The sequence below is a fragment of the Aggregatibacter segnis ATCC 33393 genome (assembly GCF_000185305.1).
Taxonomy (GTDB): domain Bacteria; phylum Pseudomonadota; class Gammaproteobacteria; order Enterobacterales; family Pasteurellaceae; genus Aggregatibacter; species Aggregatibacter segnis.
Genome location: NZ_GL622200.1, coordinates 1,282,427 through 1,303,642 on the forward strand (window position 1 = coordinate 1,282,427; position 21,216 = coordinate 1,303,642).

The 21,216-nt window shown below is 43.2% G+C and carries 15 protein-coding genes; 8 read left to right on the forward strand and 7 right to left on the reverse strand.

The window, feature by feature from the left end:
* A partial coding sequence (locus tag HMPREF9064_RS09990) for a tetratricopeptide repeat protein (protein WP_006718759.1) occupies positions 1 to 550 on the reverse strand: 550 nt, incomplete at its 3' end.
* A 179-nt stretch (positions 551 to 729) separates the two neighbouring features.
* Between HMPREF9064_RS09990 and glnE the strand changes: the two genes are divergently transcribed.
* Positions 730 to 3,663: a bifunctional [glutamate--ammonia ligase]-adenylyl-L-tyrosine phosphorylase/[glutamate--ammonia-ligase] adenylyltransferase gene (glnE, locus tag HMPREF9064_RS03470; RefSeq protein WP_006718761.1), complete on the forward strand. Its 2,934-nt coding sequence runs from the start codon at positions 730 to 732 to the stop codon at positions 3,661 to 3,663.
* A 178-nt stretch (positions 3,664 to 3,841) separates the two neighbouring features.
* Entirely contained in the window at positions 3,842 to 4,789 is a 948-nt protein-coding gene (locus tag HMPREF9064_RS03465) for a bile acid:sodium symporter family protein (protein ID WP_006718763.1), read from the forward strand.
* Positions 4,790 to 4,863: 74 nt separating this feature from the next.
* Here the strand turns inward: HMPREF9064_RS03465 and prfC are convergent, their stop codons facing one another.
* Positions 4,864 to 6,447 (reverse strand): peptide chain release factor 3, encoded by a 1,584-nt coding sequence (prfC, locus tag HMPREF9064_RS03460; protein WP_032997929.1) that lies wholly within the window; start codon positions 6,445 to 6,447, stop codon positions 4,864 to 4,866.
* A gap of 707 nt (positions 6,448 to 7,154) precedes the next feature.
* On the opposite strand from prfC, the gene HMPREF9064_RS03455 reads away from it, so the two are divergent.
* The 4 genes from HMPREF9064_RS03455 to argG all read left to right on the forward strand — a co-directional run bounded on the left by HMPREF9064_RS03455 (position 7,155) and on the right by argG (position 11,622).
* A complete protein-coding gene (locus HMPREF9064_RS03455) occupies positions 7,155 to 8,207 on the forward strand; it encodes a porin (RefSeq protein ID WP_006718769.1) in 1,053 nt (350 codons plus the stop codon).
* Positions 8,208 to 8,442: 235 nt separating this feature from the next.
* Positions 8,443 to 9,303: a phosphoribosylaminoimidazolesuccinocarboxamide synthase gene (locus HMPREF9064_RS03450; RefSeq protein ID WP_006718773.1), complete on the forward strand. Its 861-nt coding sequence runs from the start codon at positions 8,443 to 8,445 to the stop codon at positions 9,301 to 9,303.
* 65 nt (positions 9,304 to 9,368) lie between these two features.
* Entirely contained in the window at positions 9,369 to 10,199 is an 831-nt protein-coding gene (locus tag HMPREF9064_RS03445) for an SDR family oxidoreductase (RefSeq protein ID WP_006718775.1), read from the forward strand.
* An 85-nt stretch (positions 10,200 to 10,284) separates the two neighbouring features.
* Positions 10,285 to 11,622, forward strand: a complete 1,338-nt coding sequence (argG, locus tag HMPREF9064_RS03440; protein ID WP_006718777.1) for an argininosuccinate synthase — start codon at positions 10,285 to 10,287, stop codon at positions 11,620 to 11,622.
* A 149-nt stretch (positions 11,623 to 11,771) separates the two neighbouring features.
* Here argG and qseC read toward each other — a convergent pair whose 3' ends face one another.
* From qseC to HMPREF9064_RS03425, 3 genes are all read right to left on the reverse strand, one after another.
* Complete coding sequence (gene qseC / locus HMPREF9064_RS03435) at positions 11,772 to 13,142, reverse strand: quorum sensing histidine kinase QseC (protein ID WP_006718780.1); 1,371 nt, start codon at positions 13,140 to 13,142, stop codon at positions 11,772 to 11,774.
* Complete coding sequence (locus HMPREF9064_RS03430; protein WP_006718783.1) at positions 13,126 to 13,797, reverse strand: response regulator; 672 nt, start codon at positions 13,795 to 13,797, stop codon at positions 13,126 to 13,128. The genes qseC and HMPREF9064_RS03430 overlap by 17 nt, the downstream gene beginning before the upstream one ends.
* An 88-nt stretch (positions 13,798 to 13,885) precedes the next feature.
* Positions 13,886 to 14,302, reverse strand: a complete 417-nt coding sequence (locus tag HMPREF9064_RS03425) for a YgiW/YdeI family stress tolerance OB fold protein (protein ID WP_006718784.1) — start codon at positions 14,300 to 14,302, stop codon at positions 13,886 to 13,888.
* Between the two features lie 130 nt (positions 14,303 to 14,432).
* On the opposite strand from HMPREF9064_RS03425, the gene HMPREF9064_RS03420 reads away from it, so the two are divergent.
* Positions 14,433 to 15,548, forward strand: coding sequence for a pyridoxal phosphate-dependent aminotransferase (locus tag HMPREF9064_RS03420; RefSeq protein WP_006718786.1), 1,116 nt, complete (start codon positions 14,433 to 14,435; stop codon positions 15,546 to 15,548).
* Positions 15,549 to 15,638: 90 nt separating this feature from the next.
* Positions 15,639 to 16,556 (forward strand): formate dehydrogenase accessory protein FdhE, encoded by a 918-nt coding sequence (gene fdhE, locus HMPREF9064_RS03415; protein WP_032997931.1) that lies wholly within the window; start codon positions 15,639 to 15,641, stop codon positions 16,554 to 16,556.
* Positions 16,557 to 16,644: 88 nt separating this feature from the next.
* Here fdhE and cpdB read toward each other — a convergent pair whose 3' ends face one another.
* Positions 16,645 to 18,621: a 2',3'-cyclic-nucleotide 2'-phosphodiesterase gene (cpdB, locus tag HMPREF9064_RS03410; protein ID WP_032997932.1), complete on the reverse strand. Its 1,977-nt coding sequence runs from the start codon at positions 18,619 to 18,621 to the stop codon at positions 16,645 to 16,647.
* Positions 18,622 to 18,820: 199 nt separating this feature from the next.
* Positions 18,821 to 21,046, reverse strand: a complete 2,226-nt coding sequence (locus HMPREF9064_RS03405) for a TonB-dependent hemoglobin/transferrin/lactoferrin family receptor (protein WP_006718793.1) — start codon at positions 21,044 to 21,046, stop codon at positions 18,821 to 18,823.
* Positions 21,047 to 21,216 lie beyond the last annotated feature (170 nt).

Sequence of the window (21,216 nt, forward strand, 5' to 3'; positions counted from 1 at the left end):
CCTTCGGGTAATCTTCCCGCTGAATAGTTTTATAGATAGCCGCTGCTTTTTTCTGTTCTCCTTTTTTTTTCCAAAGAAAACCTAAATTAAACAGAGCCTTAGCAAAAGTTTCCTTATCATCTTGCTGCTGAATGGCTTCATAAGCCGAAATCGCCTTTTCCTGCTCGCCTTTTTCATCCCAAATAACACCTAAATTAAATTGAGCTTTAGCAAAAGCTTCCTTATCATCTTCTCGCTGAATGGCTTTATAAGCAGAAACCACTTTTTTATGGTCGTCTTTTTCTGCCCAAATAAGCGCTAAATTATATTGAGCTTTAGCAAAAGCTTTTGGGTTATCTTCTCGCTGAATGGTTTCATAGATAGCAATCGCCTTTTCTTGCTCGCCTTTTTTTCTCCAAATAAGTGCCAAATTTAATTGGGCCCTCGCAAAAGTTTCTGGTGAATCCTCTCTTTTTATTGATTGAAAAATATCAATCGCTTCATCTAATTTCTCATCTTGATATAACTTTTTAGCCTGTGAAAATAATTGTCTCGCTTCATCCTGTGACATGAGTGATTCCTTTAGTTTAATGAAAGAAAAAATATTTTATTTATGTAATAAGAATACCAAATCTATCCTTATCTCCCCAGCCTCTATATTTAATTCCTTGACACCTATCACACTTCTCCTCTCTCAAAATACCCCATTTCATGCTAAAGTTGACGCACCATTTTTCATAAGGATTCATCATGTCTTTTGTTGCGCCATTCACCGATAAACTCCATTCCCTTGCTGAAGTGCTGATCCAATCTTTTCCGGAACAATTTGATGCGACGTTGTTTGAACAAATCGAACAACAAATAGAAGATCCCGCAACGAATATCGGGCAAATGGCTGTGGCGGTGGCGATGTCGGATTTTGTGGCGGAGGCGTGGCAGAAACAGCCTGCGTTTTTAGCAAAATGTTGGGAAAAACTACCGCACTTTGAGGACTGTGACCAGTACGCCGAGCGGTTGAATGAGGTGTTGCAGGATGTGCAGACGGAAGAACAGCTTTATCGGGAATTACGTCTGTTTCGTGCCCGTGAAATGGTGAAATTGAGTGTTTGTCAAAGTCTTAATTTCGCCACGGTAGAACAGGTTTTTATTCGCTTGTCGCAACTGGCGGAAAGCCTGATTATTGGTGCGCGCGATTGGCTTTATGCACGGGCTTGTGAAGAAATGGGTACGCCAATGGATGCGCAGTGCAACGCGCAGCAGTTATATATTCTCGGCATGGGGAAATTGGGTGGCTTTGAACTGAATTTTTCTTCCGACATTGATTTGATTTTTACTTATCCAAGCCAAGGGGAAACCGTGGGTGCGCGCCGCAGCGTGGATAATGCGAAGTTTTTCACCCGTTTGGGGCAACGCTTGATTAACGCGTTAGATCAATACACAGCCGATGGTTTTGTGTACCGCACGGATATGCGTTTACGTCCCTTTGGCGACAGTGGCGCGCTGGCACTCAGTTTTAACGCCATGGAACAGTATTATCAGGATCAAGGGCGCGATTGGGAACGTTACGCCATGATCAAAGGTCGCATTTTAGGTGCGCAAGCAACGGATCCCAATGTTGCCGTTTTACAGAATTTATTGCGCCCGTTTGTATATCGTCGCTACATTGATTTCAGCGTGATTCAGGCGTTGCGTGAGATGAAACAAAAAATCGAACGGGAAGTACGCCGCCGCAACCTCACCGATAACATCAAATTGGGCGCGGGCGGCATTCGTGAAATTGAGTTTATCGTGCAGGTTTTCCAGTTAATTCGCGGTGGGCGGGAAATTGCCTTGCAGCAGCACGAATTGCTGAATTTATTGCCGGAACTGAGCAGGCTGAATTTGATTTCCATCGAACAGGAATCCGATTTGCGCCACGCCTATTTATTTCTACGTCGCGCGGAAAATGTGCTGCAAGCCATCAAAGATCAACAAACCCAACAACTGCCCGAGAATGAATGGGATCGTCAACGTTTAATCTTCGCCTGCGCGGAATTTACCCAATGGAGTGCGCAACAAGAAAGTGTTTCCGTCACTTACCCGATTCACGATTGGGCGAGTTTTCTCGCCGTGTTACACGAACATCAGCGCAAAGTGCGGTCGGTATTTCAGTCATTAATTGGCGATGAACAAGAAGAAAATACATCGGAAAATGCGTGGGAAGATTTCCTCGAAACGGATTTTGACGAACAAGAATTGCTCGGCATTTTGCAACAAAACGGTGTGCCGGAGGCGGAACAAGATGCGGTGTTGGATCGCCTGTTACAATTTCGCAACGAACTGCCCCGTTATGCTATTGGTGTGCGCGGGCGGGCGGTACTGAATCGCTTAATGCCAAACCTGCTGGAACAAGTTTTACATACGCCCAACAGCCCTGTTTTACTGCCACGCATTTTGACGATTATTGAAAAAATCCTCACGCGTACCACTTATCTCGAGCTATTAGCAGAAAATCCGCAAGCCTTGACACAGCTTATTGAACTGTGTGCCCAATCAAAATTTATTGCGGAACAAGTGGCGCGCCACCCGATTTTGCTCGATGAATTGCTCGATCAAAAATCCCTGCGAAATCCACCGCACTTTACCGAGTACGCCTCCGAATTACAGCAATATTTATTGCGCCTGCCGCAAGATGACGAAGAACAATTTATCGATGGCTTGCGCCAGTTTAAGCACGCTGCCCTGCTCCGCATTGCCGCCGCCGATATTCTCGGTGTGTTGCCGGTAATGAAAGTGAGCGACCATCTCACCTATTTGGCTGAGGCCATTATCGGCGCGGTGGTCAATTTGGCGTGGCAACAAATCGCCGTCCGTTTTGGGGTGCCCGAACATTTGGCAGAAGGAGAGAAAAACTTCCTCGTGGTGGGCTACGGCAAATTGGGCGGCATTGAATTAGGCTATAAATCTGACTTAGATCTCGTCTTCTTATACGATCCCGCTAGCAATAGCCAAACCGTTGGTGGCAAAAAAGTCATCGACAGCAACCAATTCTATTTACGTTTGGCGCAAAAAATCGTCAGTATTTTCAGCATGAATACCAGCGCCGGGATTTTATATGACGTGGATATGCGCCTACGCCCGTCAGGCGATGCGGGATTGCTTGGTTGCTCTTTCGCCGCCTTTGAAAACTATCAACTAAACGAAGCCTGGACCTGGGAAAAACAAGCCTTGGTGCGTAGCCGTGCAGTGTTCGGCGAACAGAAACTCCGAGATGAATTTGAAACCATTCGCCACAAGGTACTTTCTGCCCCGCGGGACTTAGTTCAACTGAAACAGGATGTCTGCGAAATGCGGGAAAAAATGTATGAACATTTGGCAAAACATGATGACGCCCAATTCAACATTAAAACCGACCAAGGCGGCATTACGGACATTGAATTTATCGCCCAATATTTGGTGTTAGCGCATTCGCCGCAGCAGCCCGCACTCACACGTTGGTCAGATAACGTGCGGATTTTCGAAATCATGGCAGAATACGGCATGATTTCTGACACCGATAGCGAACGTTTAAAACAATGTTATGTGGATCTGCGCAACCGTATTCACCATTTGAATTTACTCGGTTTACCCTCTGTGGTGGACGGAGCGGAATTTTGTGCAGAACGGGCGTTTGTACGAGAGATGTGGGCGCGACTATTCCATTAAAGTGTGGTTATTTTTAATAACGTTTTTTCATCACTCAAAAACGTGAATTGATTATGAAAATAAAAAAATTCATGTTTTCTCCTTTTTTGCCCCGAAAATATTTTTTCATTTCCCCTATTTTCTGCTATGTTGACTACCTTTTTTCACTACTCGTACTTTTAATTTTTAAGGATTTTTTATGCACGCATTGCTTAAATTTACCCAATTTGTTAGTAAAACCTTTGCCCTTTGGGTGTTACTTTTCGCTCTCCTTGCGTTTCTCTCACCGGAAACCTTCTTATGGCTCCGCCAATATATTCCTTACTTGCTCGGTATTGTCATGTTCGGCATGGGGATTACGCTTACTTTCAATGATTTCAGTGAAGTCGCCAAACACCCGAAAGCCGTCATTGTGGGCGTAGTCGGGCAATTTGTAATCATGCCATCCATCGCTTTTGTCCTCGCAAAAGCATTGAATTTGCCGGATGATTTGGCCGCTGGTGTGATTCTTGTCGGCTCCTGCCCGGGTGGTACGTCTTCTAACGTGATGACCTATTTAGCCCGTGGTAACACCGCACTTTCTGTAGCCTGTACCACCATTTCCACCTTGTTAGCCCCGTTATTAACGCCGGTGATTTTCTATGTGTTGGCCAGCCAATGGATCGAAATTAACGCCAGTGCGATGTTTATTTCCGTGTTGGAAATGGTGCTTTTCCCAATTTTCTTGGGCCTAGTAATTCGCGCGCTATTCAAAAAACAAATGTCGCAAATCAGCCAAACCATGCCTTTGGTTTCTGTCATCGCGATTGTCTTAATTCTTGCTGCAGTCGTTGCCGGTAGCAAAGACAAAATCATCGACTCCGGTTTATTGATTTTCGGTGTGGTTGTGTTGCACAACTGCTTGGGTTACCTCATCGGCTTTATTGCAGCCAAATTACTCAAATTAAATAACTATGACAGCAAAGCCATCGCCATTGAAGTGGGTATGCAAAACTCCGGTTTAGGCGCAGCACTTGCCACTGCGCATTTGAACCCAATCGCTGCCGTACCAAGCGCCGTGTTCAGTTTCTGGCACAACGTTTCCGGCCCGATTTTAGCAAACTACTTCTCCACCTTGAAAAACGGTAATGAAGAAGAAAACAAGTAAATAAAAACACCTAGAAAAAGACCGCACTTTAATCCCTTAAAGTGCGGTCTTCTTTTTTAATGTTTTTGAACAAATTAATGTTCGCGGGTTTTGAAGAATGTCACATCCGGATAACGCTCTTGCGCAAGATTGAGATTCACCATCGTTGGGGCGATGTAAGTGAGGTTATCGCCACCGTCTAACGCCAAGTTTTGCTCATTTTTACGTTTAAACTCTTCAAATTTTTTCGCGTCGCCACATTCCACCCAACGGGCCGTTGACACGTTGACGGTTTCATAAATGGCTTCGACGTTATATTCGGATTTCAAACGCGAAACGACCACATCAAACTGCAACACACCCACTGCACCAACAATCAAATCGTTATTCAGCAACGGACGGAAAACCTGTACGGCGCCTTCCTCGGAAAGCTGTACCAAGCCTTTTAATAATTGTTTTTGCTTGAGAGGATCTTTCAAACGAATACGGCGGAATAACTCCGGTGCAAAGTTTGGAATGCCCGTGAATTTTAACTCTTCCCCTTGGGTAAAGGTATCACCAATTTGAATCGTACCGTGATTGTGCAAACCGATAATATCGCCGGCATAGGCTTCTTCTGCATGCGAACGGTCGCCCGCCATAAAGGTTAACGCATCAGAAATCACCACCTCTTTGCCGATACGTACATGTTTGAGTTTCATGCCTTTTTCATATTTGCCGGACACGACACGTAAGAATGCAACACGGTCGCGGTGTTTCGGATCCATATTGGCTTGAATCTTGAACACGAAACCACTGAATTTTTCTTCATCGGCAGACACTTTACGCACATCGGTTTGACGGGCTTGTGGCGCAGGCGCCCATTCGGTTAAGCCGTCAAGGAAATGATCCACGCCGAAATTCCCTAACGCCGTACCGAAAAAGACCGGCGTCAATTCACCGTTTAAGAACAAATCTAAATCAAATTCGTTGCTAGCGCCTTTGACCAATTCCAATTCATCACGTAATTGTTGTGCCAAATCGTCACCTACGGCATTATCCAATTCCGGATTATTTAAGCCTTTCACAATGCGCACTTCTTGAATCGTGTGTCCTTGCCCGGTTTGATAGAGATAGGTTTCGTCTTTGTATAAGTGATATACGCCTTTAAACAATTTGCCGCAACCGATAGGCCAAGTAATTGGCGCGCAGTGAATTTTCAATACGTTTTCTACTTCATCCAATAATTCCATCGGATCACGAATATCACGGTCAAGTTTGTTCATAAACGTGATAATCGGCGTGTCGCGCAAACGGGCGACTTCCATCAATTTAATGGTACGATCCTCAACCCCTTTGGCGGAGTCAATGACCATCAAGCAGCTGTCCACCGCCGTTAAAGTGCGGTAGGTATCTTCAGAGAAATCCTCATGCCCCGGAGTATCCAGCAGGTTGACCAAACAATCGTTGTATGGAAATTGCATCACGGAAGTGGTAATAGAAATCCCACGTTGTTTTTCCATTTCCATCCAGTCGGATTTCGCGTGCTGTGCGGAACCTTTGCCTTTCACCGAACCGGCTTTTTGAATGGCGTTACCATAAAGCAAAACCTTTTCGGTAATCGTGGTTTTACCTGCATCGGGGTGAGAAATAATCGCAAAAGTGCGGCGTTTATTAACTTGTTCTTGTGGGTATGTCATCTGTTCTGTCTGTGTTGTTTGATGAAGAAATAAAGAAACCGCCTTAAACGACGGTCCAAAAATAAGTGGCGCAACTATATGCTTTTTAGCCACTTTTTTCAAGTTTGAGAAGCATTAATGCCGACAGGTTGTAACAAAGTGCGGTATGTTTTCTGCCTATTTTTAATTTACGATATGAATATGTTAAGCACTGACAAAACGCTTACTATTTATTCAAGCCTTCACTTGTCAAATAAAAATGTATTTCAAATGGAGTGAAAGACTTTTCCCATCCCATTGTTTTTAAAGGCGAATTCTGTCAATTATTACGTGATCAGCATCACAAAAATAAGATGAAATCCAAAATAAATCACTTATCTATTTATTTTATTAAACACTCATTTTAGTAAATAAAAAAATTAAAATAAAAATCAATAAGTTAAATCAAATCCAGTAGAAAATAGCCGATCAAAAAAATATAAAAATTGTGATCCAGATAACACTTTTCGCCACTAAACAAAAATGGAAGAATCACATAACCCTTTGAAAAATAATGGTTTTAAAAACCACGTAAAATTTCTCGTTTATTGACAGCACTTAAAAGTTTTATTAGCGTTAAACCGAAATCGAGAAAAACACCATTTAATAAAAACAAAATGGAGTGAAATATCCAATTTTATACAATAAGAACGTCAATTTTGTTAAAACTAAAACTCAAGGTGATTAACATGAAAAAAACACTTATCGCACTAGTAGTAACAGCAATGGCTGCGGCTTCAGCAAATGCTGTTGTCGTTTATAAAAACGAAGGCACAAAAGTTGAATTAGACGGACGTGGCGCATTCGAAATCGTTAACATGAAAGATAAAAAAGTCGACACTAGTGGCAAACGCACTGATTTAGTTGACCGTGGTTCTCGTGTTCGCGTTCGCGCAAGCCAAGAGATTGGCAACGGTTTCAGCGCATTAGCGGCATTTGAAATTCGTTTCACACAAAACGGTACTGTCGGTGATGGCATCAACACCAAACGCTTATTCGGTGGATTCGCACATAAAGATATCGGTTCATTGACTTTCGGTAACCAATTGACTTTGGGTGACCACATTCCTAAAGCTAACTACTCTTACGAATTAAGTGGTAACGTATTACACGATAGCGCAGCAAAAGCGGTTCACTTTATGTCTAGCAAATTTGCCGGCTTCCGTGTTGCTGCAGACTATTACTTTGGCGAAGCAAATAAAGCTAAAGCAGATGAGGGTCAAGGTTTTGGCGTAGGTGCTTTCTATGATGGTCAATGGGGCGATGTGGGTGTAAGATTCGGTTCCGGCTATATCGAAGTGAAAAAAGCTGACGCGATGACTAAAGACTACAAACAAAAAATTGCCGGCGTTGGTTTTGACGTGAAATATAAAATCGTTAGCGTTGGTTTTGACTGGGCTCATGGTACATCAATGAAAGGTCACAGAGACTACAACTTCAAACACAGTATGGGTAATAAAGCTACTGGCGTTGGCAGATACGAAAAAATTGACCGTTTTGACTTAGGTTTGAAAGTCGATTTAACCGAGCAAAATGCCCTTTACGGTGCATACTTATGGGGTACCGGTAAAAATGAAGGCCAAGCTAACGGTAAATACAGAGGCTGGGTAATGGGTGTTGACCACAGATTTAACAAACACGTTGCTGTTTACCTTGAAGGCGGCAAAGCGAATGTTAAAGAAAACGGTGAAAAAGTTTCCGATGCAACCCGTATCGGCTTAGGTACCCGTATCATGTTCTAATTCTTATTATTCATAAAATACATACTACTGTCTTTTTGACCGATAGCGAAAGCTATCGGTCTTTTTATTTTGAATAATCCACTTAAAAACATTCTTTTTTCTGACCGCACTTTATTTCCTTACGCAGGCATCAATCCAGCACAAAATAAAATTCTCACTAAAAAATGCAAACGTTTGCGTAAAAAGTGCGGTACAATACGCACCATTATTTTTACGCAGATAAAAAGGAAATGAAATGACACAACTTAGTCTAAAAAAAATCTATTCCGGCAAAGTACGGGATTTGTATGAAATTGATGACAAACGAATGTTGATGGTCGCCAGTGACAGATTGTCGGCGTTCGATGTGATTTTAGATGATCCGATTCCGCGTAAAGGCGAAATCCTGACACAAATTTCTAACTTTTGGTTTAACAAACTGGCGCACATTATGCCGAATCATTTTACCGGTGACAGCGTTTACGATGTGTTACCCAAAGCGGAAGCCGATTTAGTGAAAGAGCGTGCGGTGGTGTGCAAACGCTTAACCCCAATTAAAATTGAATCTATCGTGCGCGGTTATTTAACCGGCAGCGGTCTGAAAGATTACAAACAAACCGGCACCATTTGCGGTTTAGTCTTGCCAAAAGGGTTAATAGAAGCCAGTAAATTGCCTGAGCCGATTTTCACGCCATCCAGCAAAGAAGAAATCGGCAATCACGATATTAATATTAGCTATGCCGAGTGCGAAAAATTGATCGGCAAAGATTTGGCGGCGCAAGTGAAAGAAAAAGCCATCGCCCTTTATACCGAAGCGGCCAAATATGCCTTAACCAAAGGTATCATCATTTGTGACACCAAATTTGAATTCGGCTTAGATGAAAACGGCACGTTAACTTTGATGGATGAGGTATTAACGCCGGATTCCAGCCGTTTCTGGTCAGTAGAGACTTATCAAGAAGGCACAAACCCACCGTCTTTTGATAAACAATTTATTCGTGACTGGTTGGAAAACAGCGGTTGGAATAAACAGCCACCAGCGCCGAAAGTGCCGTCGGATGTCATTCAGAAGACCGTAGATAAATACCAAGAAGCCTTGGATTTATTAACAAAATAACACTTAAAGGAATTCCCGCTATGCATTAGAATAGTGGGAATTTTTTGTAACCGGATAGGAGTAATATGAGGTCGGTCGCCATTGTCGGGTTAGGTTGGCTAGGTTTGCCACTGGCGCGACATTTAAAAAATCTAGGCTGGGAAGTTAAAGGCACAAAACGTACTCATGATGGTGTAGAACAAATGCGTTTAATGCGTTTGGAAGCCTATCATTTGGAACTTACCCCTGAAATTAATGCGGATCCTGATGATGTCAGTGCGTTGCTCGATGTTGATTCATTGATCATTAATATTCCACCAAGCCAATATTTTTTCGATCTCAATCAATATGTCGAAGGCGTACAAAATCTGGTGAACGAAGCCTTATTACAAGGCGTAAGCCACATTATTTTTATTAGCTCCACTTCCGTTTTTCCTGATATTTCCGCTCATTTTGATGAATCCGTCATCCCACAGCCGGACAGTGACATTGGTCGCGCCTTAGTTGAAATCGAAAATGGCTTGGCAAAAATGCAAGACATCGATTGCGATATTATTCGTTTTGCCGGTTTAGTCGGCAACGATCGTCACCCAGTTTATTCCCTTGCCAGCAAACAGGAGCTAAAGTGCGGTCATTCTCCCGTAAATTTAGTCCATCTAGACGATTGCGCACGCGCCATTCAATTATTGTTAGAAACCCCGGGCGGTTACCGTTTATATCATTTGGCCGCGCCAATGCACCCTACTCGGGAAGCCTATTATCAATATGCTGCGGAAAAATACGGGCTAGAACCACCGCACTTTATTAACTCAGAACAAGATCCGCAGCGCATTATCATGGCGGAAAAAATTTGTCATGAATTAGAATTTGTTTACCAATATCCGGATCCGAATTTAATGCTGACAACAAAAGAATAAAAGCGCGGTTATTTTTCGAAATGTTTTTACCACGTACTTTTATCAAACCCATTCACTCAAACAAACACAGATAAGGAAAGAAAATATGTCAAATACCATTTTGCAACACTTACCCAAAGGTGAAAAAGTCGGTATCGCCTTTTCCGGCGGCTTAGACACCAGCGCGGCACTGCTTTGGATGCGTCAACACGGCGCCATTCCTTGCGCTTACACCGCGAACCTTGGCCAACCGGATGAAGAGGATTACGAGGCTATTCCGCGCAAAGCCAAAGAATATGGCGCAGAAATGGCCCGCTTAATCGACTGCCGCACGCAATTAGCCCAAGAAGGCATTGCGGCGATCCAATGCGGCGCCTTTCACGTGACGACAGGTGGTTTGACTTATTTCAACACTACTCCATTAGGTCGTGCGGTGACCGGCACCATGTTGGTCTCTGCCATGAAAGAAGATGATGTCAATATTTGGGGCGATGGCAGCACTTACAAAGGCAACGACATCGAACGTTTCTATCGTTACGGCTTAATGACCAACCCAAATTTAAAAATTTATAAACCTTGGTTGGATCAAAAATTCATCGATGAATTGGGCGGCCGTTTTGAGATGTCTAACTTCTTAATTGAAAACGGCTTTGATTACAAAATGTCTGTCGAAAAAGCCTATTCCACCGACTCCAACATGCTTGGCGCGACTCACGAGGCAAAAGACTTGGAATTCTTAAATTCCGGTATTCGTATCGTTAACCCAATCATGGGCGTACCATTCTGGCGTGAAGATGTACAAATCAAAGCGGAAGAAGTGACGGTGCGTTTTGAAGAAGGCATTCCGGTGGCATTAAACGGCAAAACCTTCGACAACATCGTAGAATTGTTCCTTGAAGCAAACCGCATTGGTGGTCGTCACGGCTTAGGGATGTCCGACCAAATCGAAAACCGTATCATTGAGGCGAAATCTCGCGGCATCTACGAAGCCCCAGGAATGGCTCTCTTACACATCGCTTACGAACGTTTAGTGACCGGCATCCACAACGAAGACACCATTGAACAATACCGTATTAATGGTATCCGTTTAGGTCGTTTGTTATACCAAGGTCGTTGGTTCGATCCGCAAGCCTTAATGTTGCGCGAAACCGCTCAACGTTGGGTGGCTCGCGCGGTTACCGGTGAAGTGACGTTAGAGTTACGTCGTGGTAATGACTATTCCTTACTCAATACTGAATCGCCGAACTTAACCTACCATCCGGAACGTTTGAGTATGGAAAAAGTGGAAAATGCACCGTTTGATCCGGTCGATCGTATCGGTCAATTAACCATGCGTAACCTTGATATCACGGACACCCGCGACAAACTCGGTATCTATTCCCGCACCGGTTTACTGGCGACAAACAAAGATTCTGCGTTACCGCAATTATACAAAAAAGCGTAAAACGCTCTCTTTGGGAACCGCACTTTACAGCGAAAAAAAAGCAAGCCTTTTGGCTTGCTTTTTTATTTTCATAAAACCTATTCAACAGCATCAAATAAAAAAGTGCGGTGAAAATTCACCGCACTTTTAGCTCCGCCTTTTTATCGACTTTACAACAAAATCTCCGCACACAAACCGATGCGTTCACCGGCAGCATTTTTACGGTTAGAAAGGTTGAGTTGGTAATGATGTAATTCGGCAATGCGGCGAACAATAGACAAGCCCAAGCCGCTGCCTTTTTCGTTTTGGCCGGCCGGGCGATAGAAACGTTGTCCGAGTTTGACTAGATCGGCTTCATCGACACCGCCGCCGTTGTCTTCCACCAAAATCTTATTTTTTTCCAACCGTACTTTGACCTGACTGCCCGCCGGGCAATAACGAATGGCGTTATCTATTAGATTACGCAGCATAAGCGCCAACAACAACGGCTGCCCCATTTTTACCGGAGGCGCGGCGACGGGCTCAAATGCCAACGTGATTTGGTGTTTTTCCGCATGAAAATACAATTCCCCCATCAGCGACGGAATCAACTGTTCCCAATGAATTTCCTGTAAATTCTCCAGTTCTTTCAAATTATCCAAGCGAGAAAGGGTTAATAATTGCTCGATCAACTGGGTTGCGCGATCGATGCCTTTAGTCAGATTTTCCAATGCCTGCTCACGCAAGTGAGCGTCATCACCGGCAAGTTGCGCCACTTCCGTTTGAATACGCAAAGCGGCAAGCGGGCTACGCAATTCATGAGCCGCATCGGAAGTAAAACGACGTTCACGCAATAAGGTGGCAGAAGTGCGGTCAAAAAATTGATTTAAATTTTCAATTAACGGCAAAATTTCCGTCGGCAGATTGTCAGTTGGCAACAATGAGGTATCGTCCGGTGGGCGTTTCGCCACTTGCTCGCCCACTTGTTTTAGGCTGCGTAATTCTCGGCGAATAATCAACCCGAGTGCCGCCAATAAAAACGGCAAACCGGCAAACCAAATCCACATTTGCCCGAATACCATTTTATTGATCAGTTCATCGCGATATTCCTGTTCCTGTCCCACGGCAACGATTAAACGGCCACCGGCGACAGGCAACCAGAAAATACGCCAGTCATCGTCGTCCTCACGAATTTTACTGAGTGAAAAGCCTTTTTTAGGTTCATAAACAAAGTTTTCGCCATTTTCACCGTCACTGAGTACGATGTTGCCGTCTGTAGTAAAAATCGCAAAGGCCAACGCATCATCGTCAAAACGATGCTTTTTAAAAGGGCGGCGCGGTTGTGGGTTGTGACGATCGATTAAAAGATGGCGTAAGTCAGAGGAAGCTAGCCGTTCGGCAAATAAAATTTGTTGGGCGTCAAAAACTTGATTCACTTCTTTACGGACTTGAAACCACGCTACCGCCGTGGAGATCAACCACACTAAAACGGACACCAAAGACAAGGTGGCAATTAATCGAAAACGGAGGCTGCGCTTGTGCCAATTAAGTTTCTTCATCATTTTTTCCTAAGGCATAGCCCACGCCATGCACGGTGCGAATAAATTGTTTACCGAGTTTTTGGCGCAAATTATAAATATGCACTTCCAAGGCATTGCTGTTGACTTCGTCATCCCAGTTGTAAAGTTTTTCTTCAATAAAATCACGGGTGAGGACGCGTTCTTTATTCAGCATAAACAGCTCAAGCAGTTTATATTCACGCGTGGTTAATGCAATTTCCTGTTCATTTAACAACACTTTACGTTGATTCGGATCGAATTTGACGCAGCTATGCTGAATAATCGGGCTGGCATGCCCATAACGACGACGAATCAATGCTTGCAAGCGTGCCACTACTTCCACCAGCGCAAACGGCTTGCATAAATAATCGTCTGCACCGCGTTGTAAGCCGGTAATGCGTTCATCTAAGGTATCTCGCGCCGTTAAAATCAACACAGGCACATCCTGCCCGTTTTTACGCCATGCCTGCAGCACGTCTAAGCCGTCCATTTTCGGCAACGTTAAATCTAACACCACCGCATCATAAGGCGCAGCTTGCGCTGCCGCCAATCCGCTTTTGCCGTCGGTAAACCAATCCACCGCAAAACCTGATTTGGTCAAACCGATTTGAATGCCGTTGCCGATAAGCGCATCGTCTTCGATTAATAAAATTCGCATAAAAAAATCACCGCACTTTTACTTGAGAAATCGCCATAATAAAAACAAACAAAAAGTGGCTCATCACCACTTTCTGTTTTTGGTCGGATTATTTTACAATTTTTTCGACACGATCAATATCGACTTCCGTTTTATTCCAAGATTTATCCACTTCGCCGTAAAGTTTCACTTCATCGCTTGGGGAAATATCCTGACCACGCCATGCTTTGCGGTCGATTTCTACTTGTAGTTCACCGCTGGCATCTTTGAAAATATAGTCATCTTTACCCACTTGTTTAACGATATTGCCTTGTAAAATCACATATTGATCGTCAACCCACGAAGTGGCGTCTGCTGCTTTGCTTAGTGTTTGTTCGCCATTAACAAACCCACCACGTTTAAAATCCCCTTTTTGATGGTGTTGTACTTGTGACGCATTAGGATCTTGGAAACCGCCTTGGGCAAAGGCACCGCTTGCGGCAATGGTTGCTAATACGAAAATTGTTGCTAAACTGCGTTTCTTCATTTGAAATCTCCTTCGTAAAGTTTATTATCACAAAGCCCCTTGCTTTGTTGAGAGCTATTAAAGCAAGTAAAAATTAAGAAAAGATTAAGAAGCTTAAAATTTTTTAAAAAAAGAGAAAAAAGGAAATATTATGCGTTACGACAACATGTCCGCTTTTATTGTGATGGATATTGTACGAGAAGCGGCGAAATACCCTAACGCCATTCATTTTGAAATCGGTCAGCCGGATTTACCGCCTTCCGATAAGGTTAAAGCCGCACTGCAAAATGCCGTGCAGCACAATCAATTTAGTTACACAGAAAGCCTTGGACTTCTGGCGTTGCGAGAAAAAATCGCCGCGTATTATGACCGCACTTATCAGGTGAAAATCAATCCGAATCGGATTTTGCTTACGCCCGGTACCAGCGGTGCATTCCTAGTGGCTTATGCCCTCACCTTAAATAACGGTGATAAATTAGGTTTAACGGATCCGTCTTATCCTTGCTATAAAAATTTTGCTTACATGATGGATATTCAGCCGGAATTCATGCCGGTGGATAAACAAGATTGTTATCAATTAAGCGTGGAACAATTAAAACGCCATCAAATTAAAGCGTTACAAATTTCCTCGCCGGCAAACCCGACAGGCAATATTTACACCACCGAACGCTTGAAAGCGCTTAACGAATATTGTCGTGAGCATGACATTGCGTTTATTTCCGATGAGTTGTATCACGGTTTGGTGTATGACGAAACTGCTGCAACCGCATTGCAATTTAACGATAAAGCATATGTCATCAACGGTTTTTCTAAATATTTCTGTATGCCGGGCTTACGTTTAGGCTGGATTATCGTGCCGGAAGACAAAGTGCGTGAAGCTGAAATCATTGCGCAAAATATCTTTATTTCTGCACCAACATTAAGCCAATATGCGGCATTAGAAGCCTTTGATGAAGCCCATCTTGCACAGGTAAAACAGCAATTCCAAGCCCGTCGCGATTTTTTATATAACGCCTTAAAAGACATTTTTACCATTGAATTTAAACCCCAAGGCGCTTTTTATTTGTGGGCGGATGTATCCAAATACACTAATGACAGCTATGAATTTGCCAAACAAATGCTCCATGAAATCCAAGTCGCCACTACGCCGGGCATTGATTTTGGGAAAAACGGCACGAAGCATTATTTGCGTTTTGCTTACACACGCAACATCGAGCATTTGCAAGAAGGGGTAAACCGCATTAAACAATGGCTGGAAAATAAATAAAAATTACCCGTTTCGGTCATTGAACAGTAAATTTATGCGCCTATAATAGGCATGAATTTTCACTTTCTATTAACAATAAGCCCTAAAATTATGAGTATCCGAATTCTTCCTGAAAATGAAATTAAACAAGCGGCAGCCTCTTATACCGCGCCGCCGCTGTTGTTTTCCAACCCGAAAAACTTATATCAACGCCGTGCCGCACGTTTAAGAGAATTAGCGCAGGATCATCCGCTCGCTGATTATCTGTTGTTTGCCGCCGCGATTGCCGATGCACAGTTAGCCTTGCTTGAAAGCATGCCGATTCCACAAGATCCACGTCTGCAAGCACTTTCCGGTGAACAATTAGCAAATAAACCGCTAGATGTGAAAAACTGGCAGCGTGACCCAATTTGGCGCAAATTATTGACCGCACTTTTAGAGAAATTAAAACCTTCTGCCAACGACCAGATTCTCACCACGATTGAATGGTTAGAAAAAGCCGCTGACAGTGAATTGGAAGACCTTGCCGATAAAGTATTGGCACAAGAATTTGCCACCATTTCCAGCGATAAAGCGGTGTTTGTATGGGCGGCATTATCCTTATATTGGTTCCAATTAGTACAACAAATTCCGCACAACGCCAAACAAGAAAGTACCGAAGATTTACATCTTTGCCCGGTTTGCAGCGCCTCTCCAACGGCCAGCATGATTCATTTAGGCACCAATCAAGGCTTGCGCTACATGCACTGTTCTTTATGTGAAAGCGAATGGAATATGGTGCGCACACAATGCACTAACTGCGGAGAAAGTAGCGATTTAGATTATTGGTCCCTTGATGAGCATTTAGCCGCAGTTCGTAGCGAAAGTTGTGGAAGCTGCCACAGCTACCTTAAAGCCTTATACCAAGAAAAAGATCCGAAAATGGAAGTGATTGCTGATGATTTAGCGTCTATCTTTTTGGATATGGAAATGGAGAAAAAAGGTTTTATGAAAAGCGGTTTGAATCCGTTTGTGTTCCCGGCGGAATAAATCAAATGGTTAAAAAAACGTTTGAAAAAACTACCGCACTTTAACAATAAAAAAGGCATCCATAGGATGCCTTTTATTTTGGGGTGAATTATTTGCCTGATAAATCAATTTGATACACGGCAAAGCCCACTTCATCAGTACCTACTTGTTTCATTGGGTATTGAGCATTTTCTTTGATAAATTGCGCCGTTTGTTCGCTTGGTGACGTTTCAAAGCGCACATCTAATTTATCATTGCCTTTAATTGGTACGAAGCGCCAGTTCTTGTCTGCACGTGGATTCACTGCGCCGTCTTTTTCACTGGTAGCTTTGATGTAATCTGCCAATACTTGACGGTTTTCATCCGGTGACGCGTAAACAATGTGCTTATCGCCGGTACCTGGGAATTTATTACCATAAGCACGGTAGTTATTGGTGGCGATTAAAAATTCCGCTTTCGGATCCACCGGTTTGCCTTGGTAAGTCAGATTCAGCACGCGGTGGGCATTCGGGTTGATTAACTTGCACTCGCCGTCATAACGTGGCGGTTGGGTTAAATCGTATTCGTAATTGACACCGTCGATCACATCGAAGTTATAGGTGCGGAAACCTTCCCAATCCAATAACGATTGTGGTTTATCGCTTGCCTGGTCGATTTGCTTAAACATCCCTGCACTGCACTCCAACCATTCTTTCAGCTGTTCGCCGCTGACTTTCACCACGACCAAGGTATTCGGATACAAATACAAATCTGCCGCATTGCGGAACGTTAACTCGCCTTTGTTCACTTCGGTGTAGCCTGTCGGATCGTTTTTACGTCCGCCCGCTTTAAACGGTGCGCCCGCACTTAAAATTGGCAAGCCAGCCATGGCAGGTACGCTTGGGGCAACTTTTTCCACATAGGCTTTTTGCGCTTGGTTAACAATTTGAATGGTCGGGTCGTCTTGCACCAATGCCAAATAACTATACATATTGTCGGTAGCTTTACCAATCGGCTGTGCCACGAATTTACGGGTCGCTTCATGAGTTTCTTTTAAAAGTGCGGTCACTTCCGGGTCATTTTCTGCCAACGCCTTTTTGTTTTCCGCATCATAAATCGGACGCAATACCGCTTTGCCGTCGGTCACAATCCATTTGCCGTTATGCTCGCTCAATACTAAATCTACGACACTGATATTGTTCGCCCAATAGCCCGCCATGCTTTCCGGCACGCCTTTTACGGTACCTTTAGCAATATCTGCGTTCGGTGATTTGGCAAATTCTTTATTCGGGAACAAGCGGTGGGAGTGACCGAAAATCACCGCGTCAATGTGCGGCATATCCGCAAGATAGAACGCGGAATTTTCTGCGCCTTCATGGTACGGCTCATCGGATGGGCCGGTGTGCGCCAACGCCACGATAATATCCGCGCCTTTTTTCTTCATTTCCCGCACATATTTTTGCGCACTTTTTACGATGTCGCGGGTTTCCACTTTGCCCGTTAAATTGGCTTTATCCCACACCATAATTTGCGGCGGCACAAAACCGATATAACCGATTTTTAGCTTATGCGACTTGCCTTTATTGTCCACCACCGTTTTTTCCTGAATCACATAAGGCGTGTAATAAGGCTCCTCTGTTCCCACTTTCACCACGTTGGCGTTCACAATCGGGAAATTTGCCTGTTTAATAGCATCGGCTAAATAATCCAAACCATAATTAAACTCGTGATTGCCCAGGGTGCCCACTTCATAATGCATAGCATTTAAGCAATCTACAGCTGGGTTTGATTTGCCTTCTTTATAGCCCACTGCTGCTTGATAATCGGCAATCGGATTACCTTGAATTAAATCGCCGTTATCCACCAACACGCTGTTTTTTACTTCCGCACGAGCTTGACGAATTAAACTTGCCGCACGGGTAAAACCGAATTTCTCTGTCGGGGCGTCTTTGTAATAGTCAAAGTCCGTCAAAAAACTGTGAATATCAGTAGTACCGATAATGCGTAAATCGACTTGATTATCGCTTTTTGCGAACGCCATGCGATTACAACTAAGCGCTAACACACTGGTCGCACCGATTTGAATAAAACGTCTTCTATTCATCATAATAAACTCCTTCGTTAGGGAAAATGGGTTAAAAAATACGGCGTTATTGTAAGGAAATTGAGGGGCTTTGAAAGGAAAAGTGCGGTTGTTTTTGACCATAAATTTTGCCCCGGCAAGACAATAAATTTGCCGAAAAAAATGACCGTACTTTAGAACAACACGGAGGTTGACAAAAGTGCGGTCGAAATTTCAGCTGTTTTTAAAACTCATAACGAATACCGACGTTAAAATTGCGTCCCGGTGCGCTGTAACGATCAGCATTTCCGGAAGTAATCGCCAATGGAATACTGCTCGGATCGCGACCTTGATCCTGCGTAGCTTTACTTAACAGGGCAAGATAAGAAATGTCGTTCCAGTTCCAGTATTTTTTATTAAACAGATTGTTTACATTGGCGGTTAACGTCAGATTTTCCACCGGCTTCCAATAAACGCCTAAATCAAACAATGAATAACCACCTGTCGGGTTGTACAAGTACGCGGAAGATTGTTCAATATCTTTATCGGATTTACCACGGTTATAAGTCCATTGAATATTGGCGCCATAGGTGTCACCTTCATAGCCTAAACCGAATTTCACTTTTAACGGTTGAATACTATTAATTGGTGTTTTAATGCCATTATTGGTGGCTCTGCCGCGACTATAAGAAATGCCTTTCGTCAAATAGAAATCATCATAAAACGTCCATTTCACATCGGCAGTAAAACCATACACTTTGGCCTTATCCAAATTGTCGTATTGAATAAAGGTGGTATAACCTTGCGTTGGTTTGGATACCCAATCAATAAAGTTTTTATAGTGGTTGTAATAGCCGGTGACCAAATATTGCAGTTTTTCATTTTGACCTTTCACCCCGATTTCAAAGTTATCGGCGGTTTCGGAACGCAAATTCGGGTTACCGACCACCGCGACATTAGCGGTTTGAGGCCCTAATCCCGGAATGAAATAATTAACGCTTTCAAAGAAATAAGAGGTTAATTGTTGTGGTGACGGCGTTCTTACACCACGAGAATATTGCACATACGGAATAAATTCCGGTGCAGCACGATATTCTAAACTTAACTTCGGCGCAAATTTAGTTTCGGAACGTTTTGCCGGTTGGAATTGAGCCACGTCACTGTTACCACCGGAAGGTGTCATCCGATAATGCACAAAACTGACTTGTGGCGTAACGACCCATTTTCCAAAAGCAATTTCATCTTCAAAATAACCCGTAACTTTATGCTGTTTCGTGTCTGATGTCGGTTTTCCGTTGAAATAGGCGTGGCGGGAATTGCCGTAAGCAGGACGTTCATAGTGCAAATAATTTGTCGCTTTGGTGTGGTTATAACTTAAACCATAACGCAGAACTTGCGGAATATCTCCATCAATAAAACTCATTAAATTGCTGTTAATACCATAGGTTTTATAGTTAACGTTTGATTCTTCAAAGCGGTAATTATTCGTTCCTAAACGATGACGATAATTATCGGTACCGGCATTTTGATAATAAACCTGTGTTTTCGCATTTTGTAACCAACCGTGCTCATTATTATAATCGTGGCTTAATGAAAAACGGCTACGTTTCACACGATCAATGGAATTGCCTTTGGTTTGAATACCGGTGGCTCTGTCAATGTTGATATCATTTAATGTCAGTAAATCGGTCTTAATTTTTTTACGTTGATATTCAAAAGCGGCACCAACCTGATGTTGATCATTTAACTGATAGTAATGTTTGGTAAGAACATAATTATTTTGCGTGTCTGCCGGATTTGGTTCGGTACGGTTTACGCCGGTACCAGCATTAGTGCCTTTGTTTTTGGTTTGATCGCCGTTACGAATGGTGGTCATTACCATGCCTTGATAAGCACCGATTTTGCCTGCGCCGCCAACAGTGCCGTAAACGGAATTATCGGCGCTGTTATAACCGCTTCCGATAAAGCCCCCGAGGGTACGACCTTTCAACAAATCAACAGGTTCTAATGTAGCAAAATTCACGCTGCCCGATAAACTGTTGGCAGAACCGGCATATTGCACATCGGCGCTACGCAAACTACTCACATCCACATAATCGGCACGTCCGAATTCCACACCGTAAGAAATAAAATGTTTGCTTTCTTGTGCTTCCGGCAATGGGATACCATCTACCGTTGTGGTCATACGGTTCCCCTGCAAACCACGAATATTCACGCCTTCTCCGCCGGAACGTGCCGTTTGCAATTGACTGACGTTGACGTCTAATTTATTGGAAAATAAATCTTTAACATCTTTTGCTTGGCGTAAGAAAATACTGTTACGATCCACTTTGGTATTGACCAACGTATCGCTGGTTTCAATTTCAACCACAGAAATTTCTTCTAACTGACTGGTTTCTTCCGCCCATGCCATATTTTGATAGGTACAAACCGCTGCAACCAATACCGCCAACTTTGTTTTTTTAAGCATAGTAACTCCATATTTATAATTAAGAATTATTCTCGATTATATAGGTGAATAATGGGATAACCAACTAAAATTCTAGGAATATGAAAAATCGTTTTTAGCATACGAAAATTTAGGTTTACCTTCTAATAAATCTCGTTAAAATACATGAGAATTATTTTCAATTATATTTT

Excerpts from the sequence above, each read along its gene's own strand:
- argG (WP_006718777.1), top strand. The coding sequence starts at position 10,285 with ATGTCAAATACCATTTTGCAACACTTACCCAAAGGTGAAAAAGTCGGT.
- HMPREF9064_RS03425 (WP_006718784.1), bottom strand. The coding sequence starts at position 14,302 with ATGAAGAAACGCAGTTTAGCAACAATTTTCGTATTAGCAACCATTGCC.
- qseC (WP_006718780.1), bottom strand. The coding sequence starts at position 13,142 with ATGATGAAGAAACTTAATTGGCACAAGCGCAGCCTCCGTTTTCGATTA.
- HMPREF9064_RS03405 (WP_006718793.1), bottom strand. The coding sequence starts at position 21,046 with ATGCTTAAAAAAACAAAGTTGGCGGTATTGGTTGCAGCGGTTTGTACC.
- HMPREF9064_RS03420 (WP_006718786.1), top strand. The coding sequence starts at position 14,433 with ATGCGTTACGACAACATGTCCGCTTTTATTGTGATGGATATTGTACGA.
- HMPREF9064_RS03450 (WP_006718773.1), top strand. The coding sequence starts at position 8,443 with ATGACACAACTTAGTCTAAAAAAAATCTATTCCGGCAAAGTACGGGAT.
- fdhE (WP_032997931.1), top strand. The coding sequence starts at position 15,639 with ATGAGTATCCGAATTCTTCCTGAAAATGAAATTAAACAAGCGGCAGCC.
- HMPREF9064_RS03445 (WP_006718775.1), top strand. The coding sequence starts at position 9,369 with ATGAGGTCGGTCGCCATTGTCGGGTTAGGTTGGCTAGGTTTGCCACTG.
- HMPREF9064_RS03465 (WP_006718763.1), top strand. The coding sequence starts at position 3,842 with ATGCACGCATTGCTTAAATTTACCCAATTTGTTAGTAAAACCTTTGCC.
- HMPREF9064_RS03430 (WP_006718783.1), bottom strand. The coding sequence starts at position 13,797 with ATGCGAATTTTATTAATCGAAGACGATGCGCTTATCGGCAACGGCATT.
- HMPREF9064_RS03455 (WP_006718769.1), top strand. The coding sequence starts at position 7,155 with ATGAAAAAAACACTTATCGCACTAGTAGTAACAGCAATGGCTGCGGCT.
- prfC (WP_032997929.1), bottom strand. The coding sequence starts at position 6,447 with ATGACATACCCACAAGAACAAGTTAATAAACGCCGCACTTTTGCGATT.
- cpdB (WP_032997932.1), bottom strand. The coding sequence starts at position 18,621 with ATGATGAATAGAAGACGTTTTATTCAAATCGGTGCGACCAGTGTGTTA.
- glnE (WP_006718761.1), top strand. The coding sequence starts at position 730 with ATGTCTTTTGTTGCGCCATTCACCGATAAACTCCATTCCCTTGCTGAA.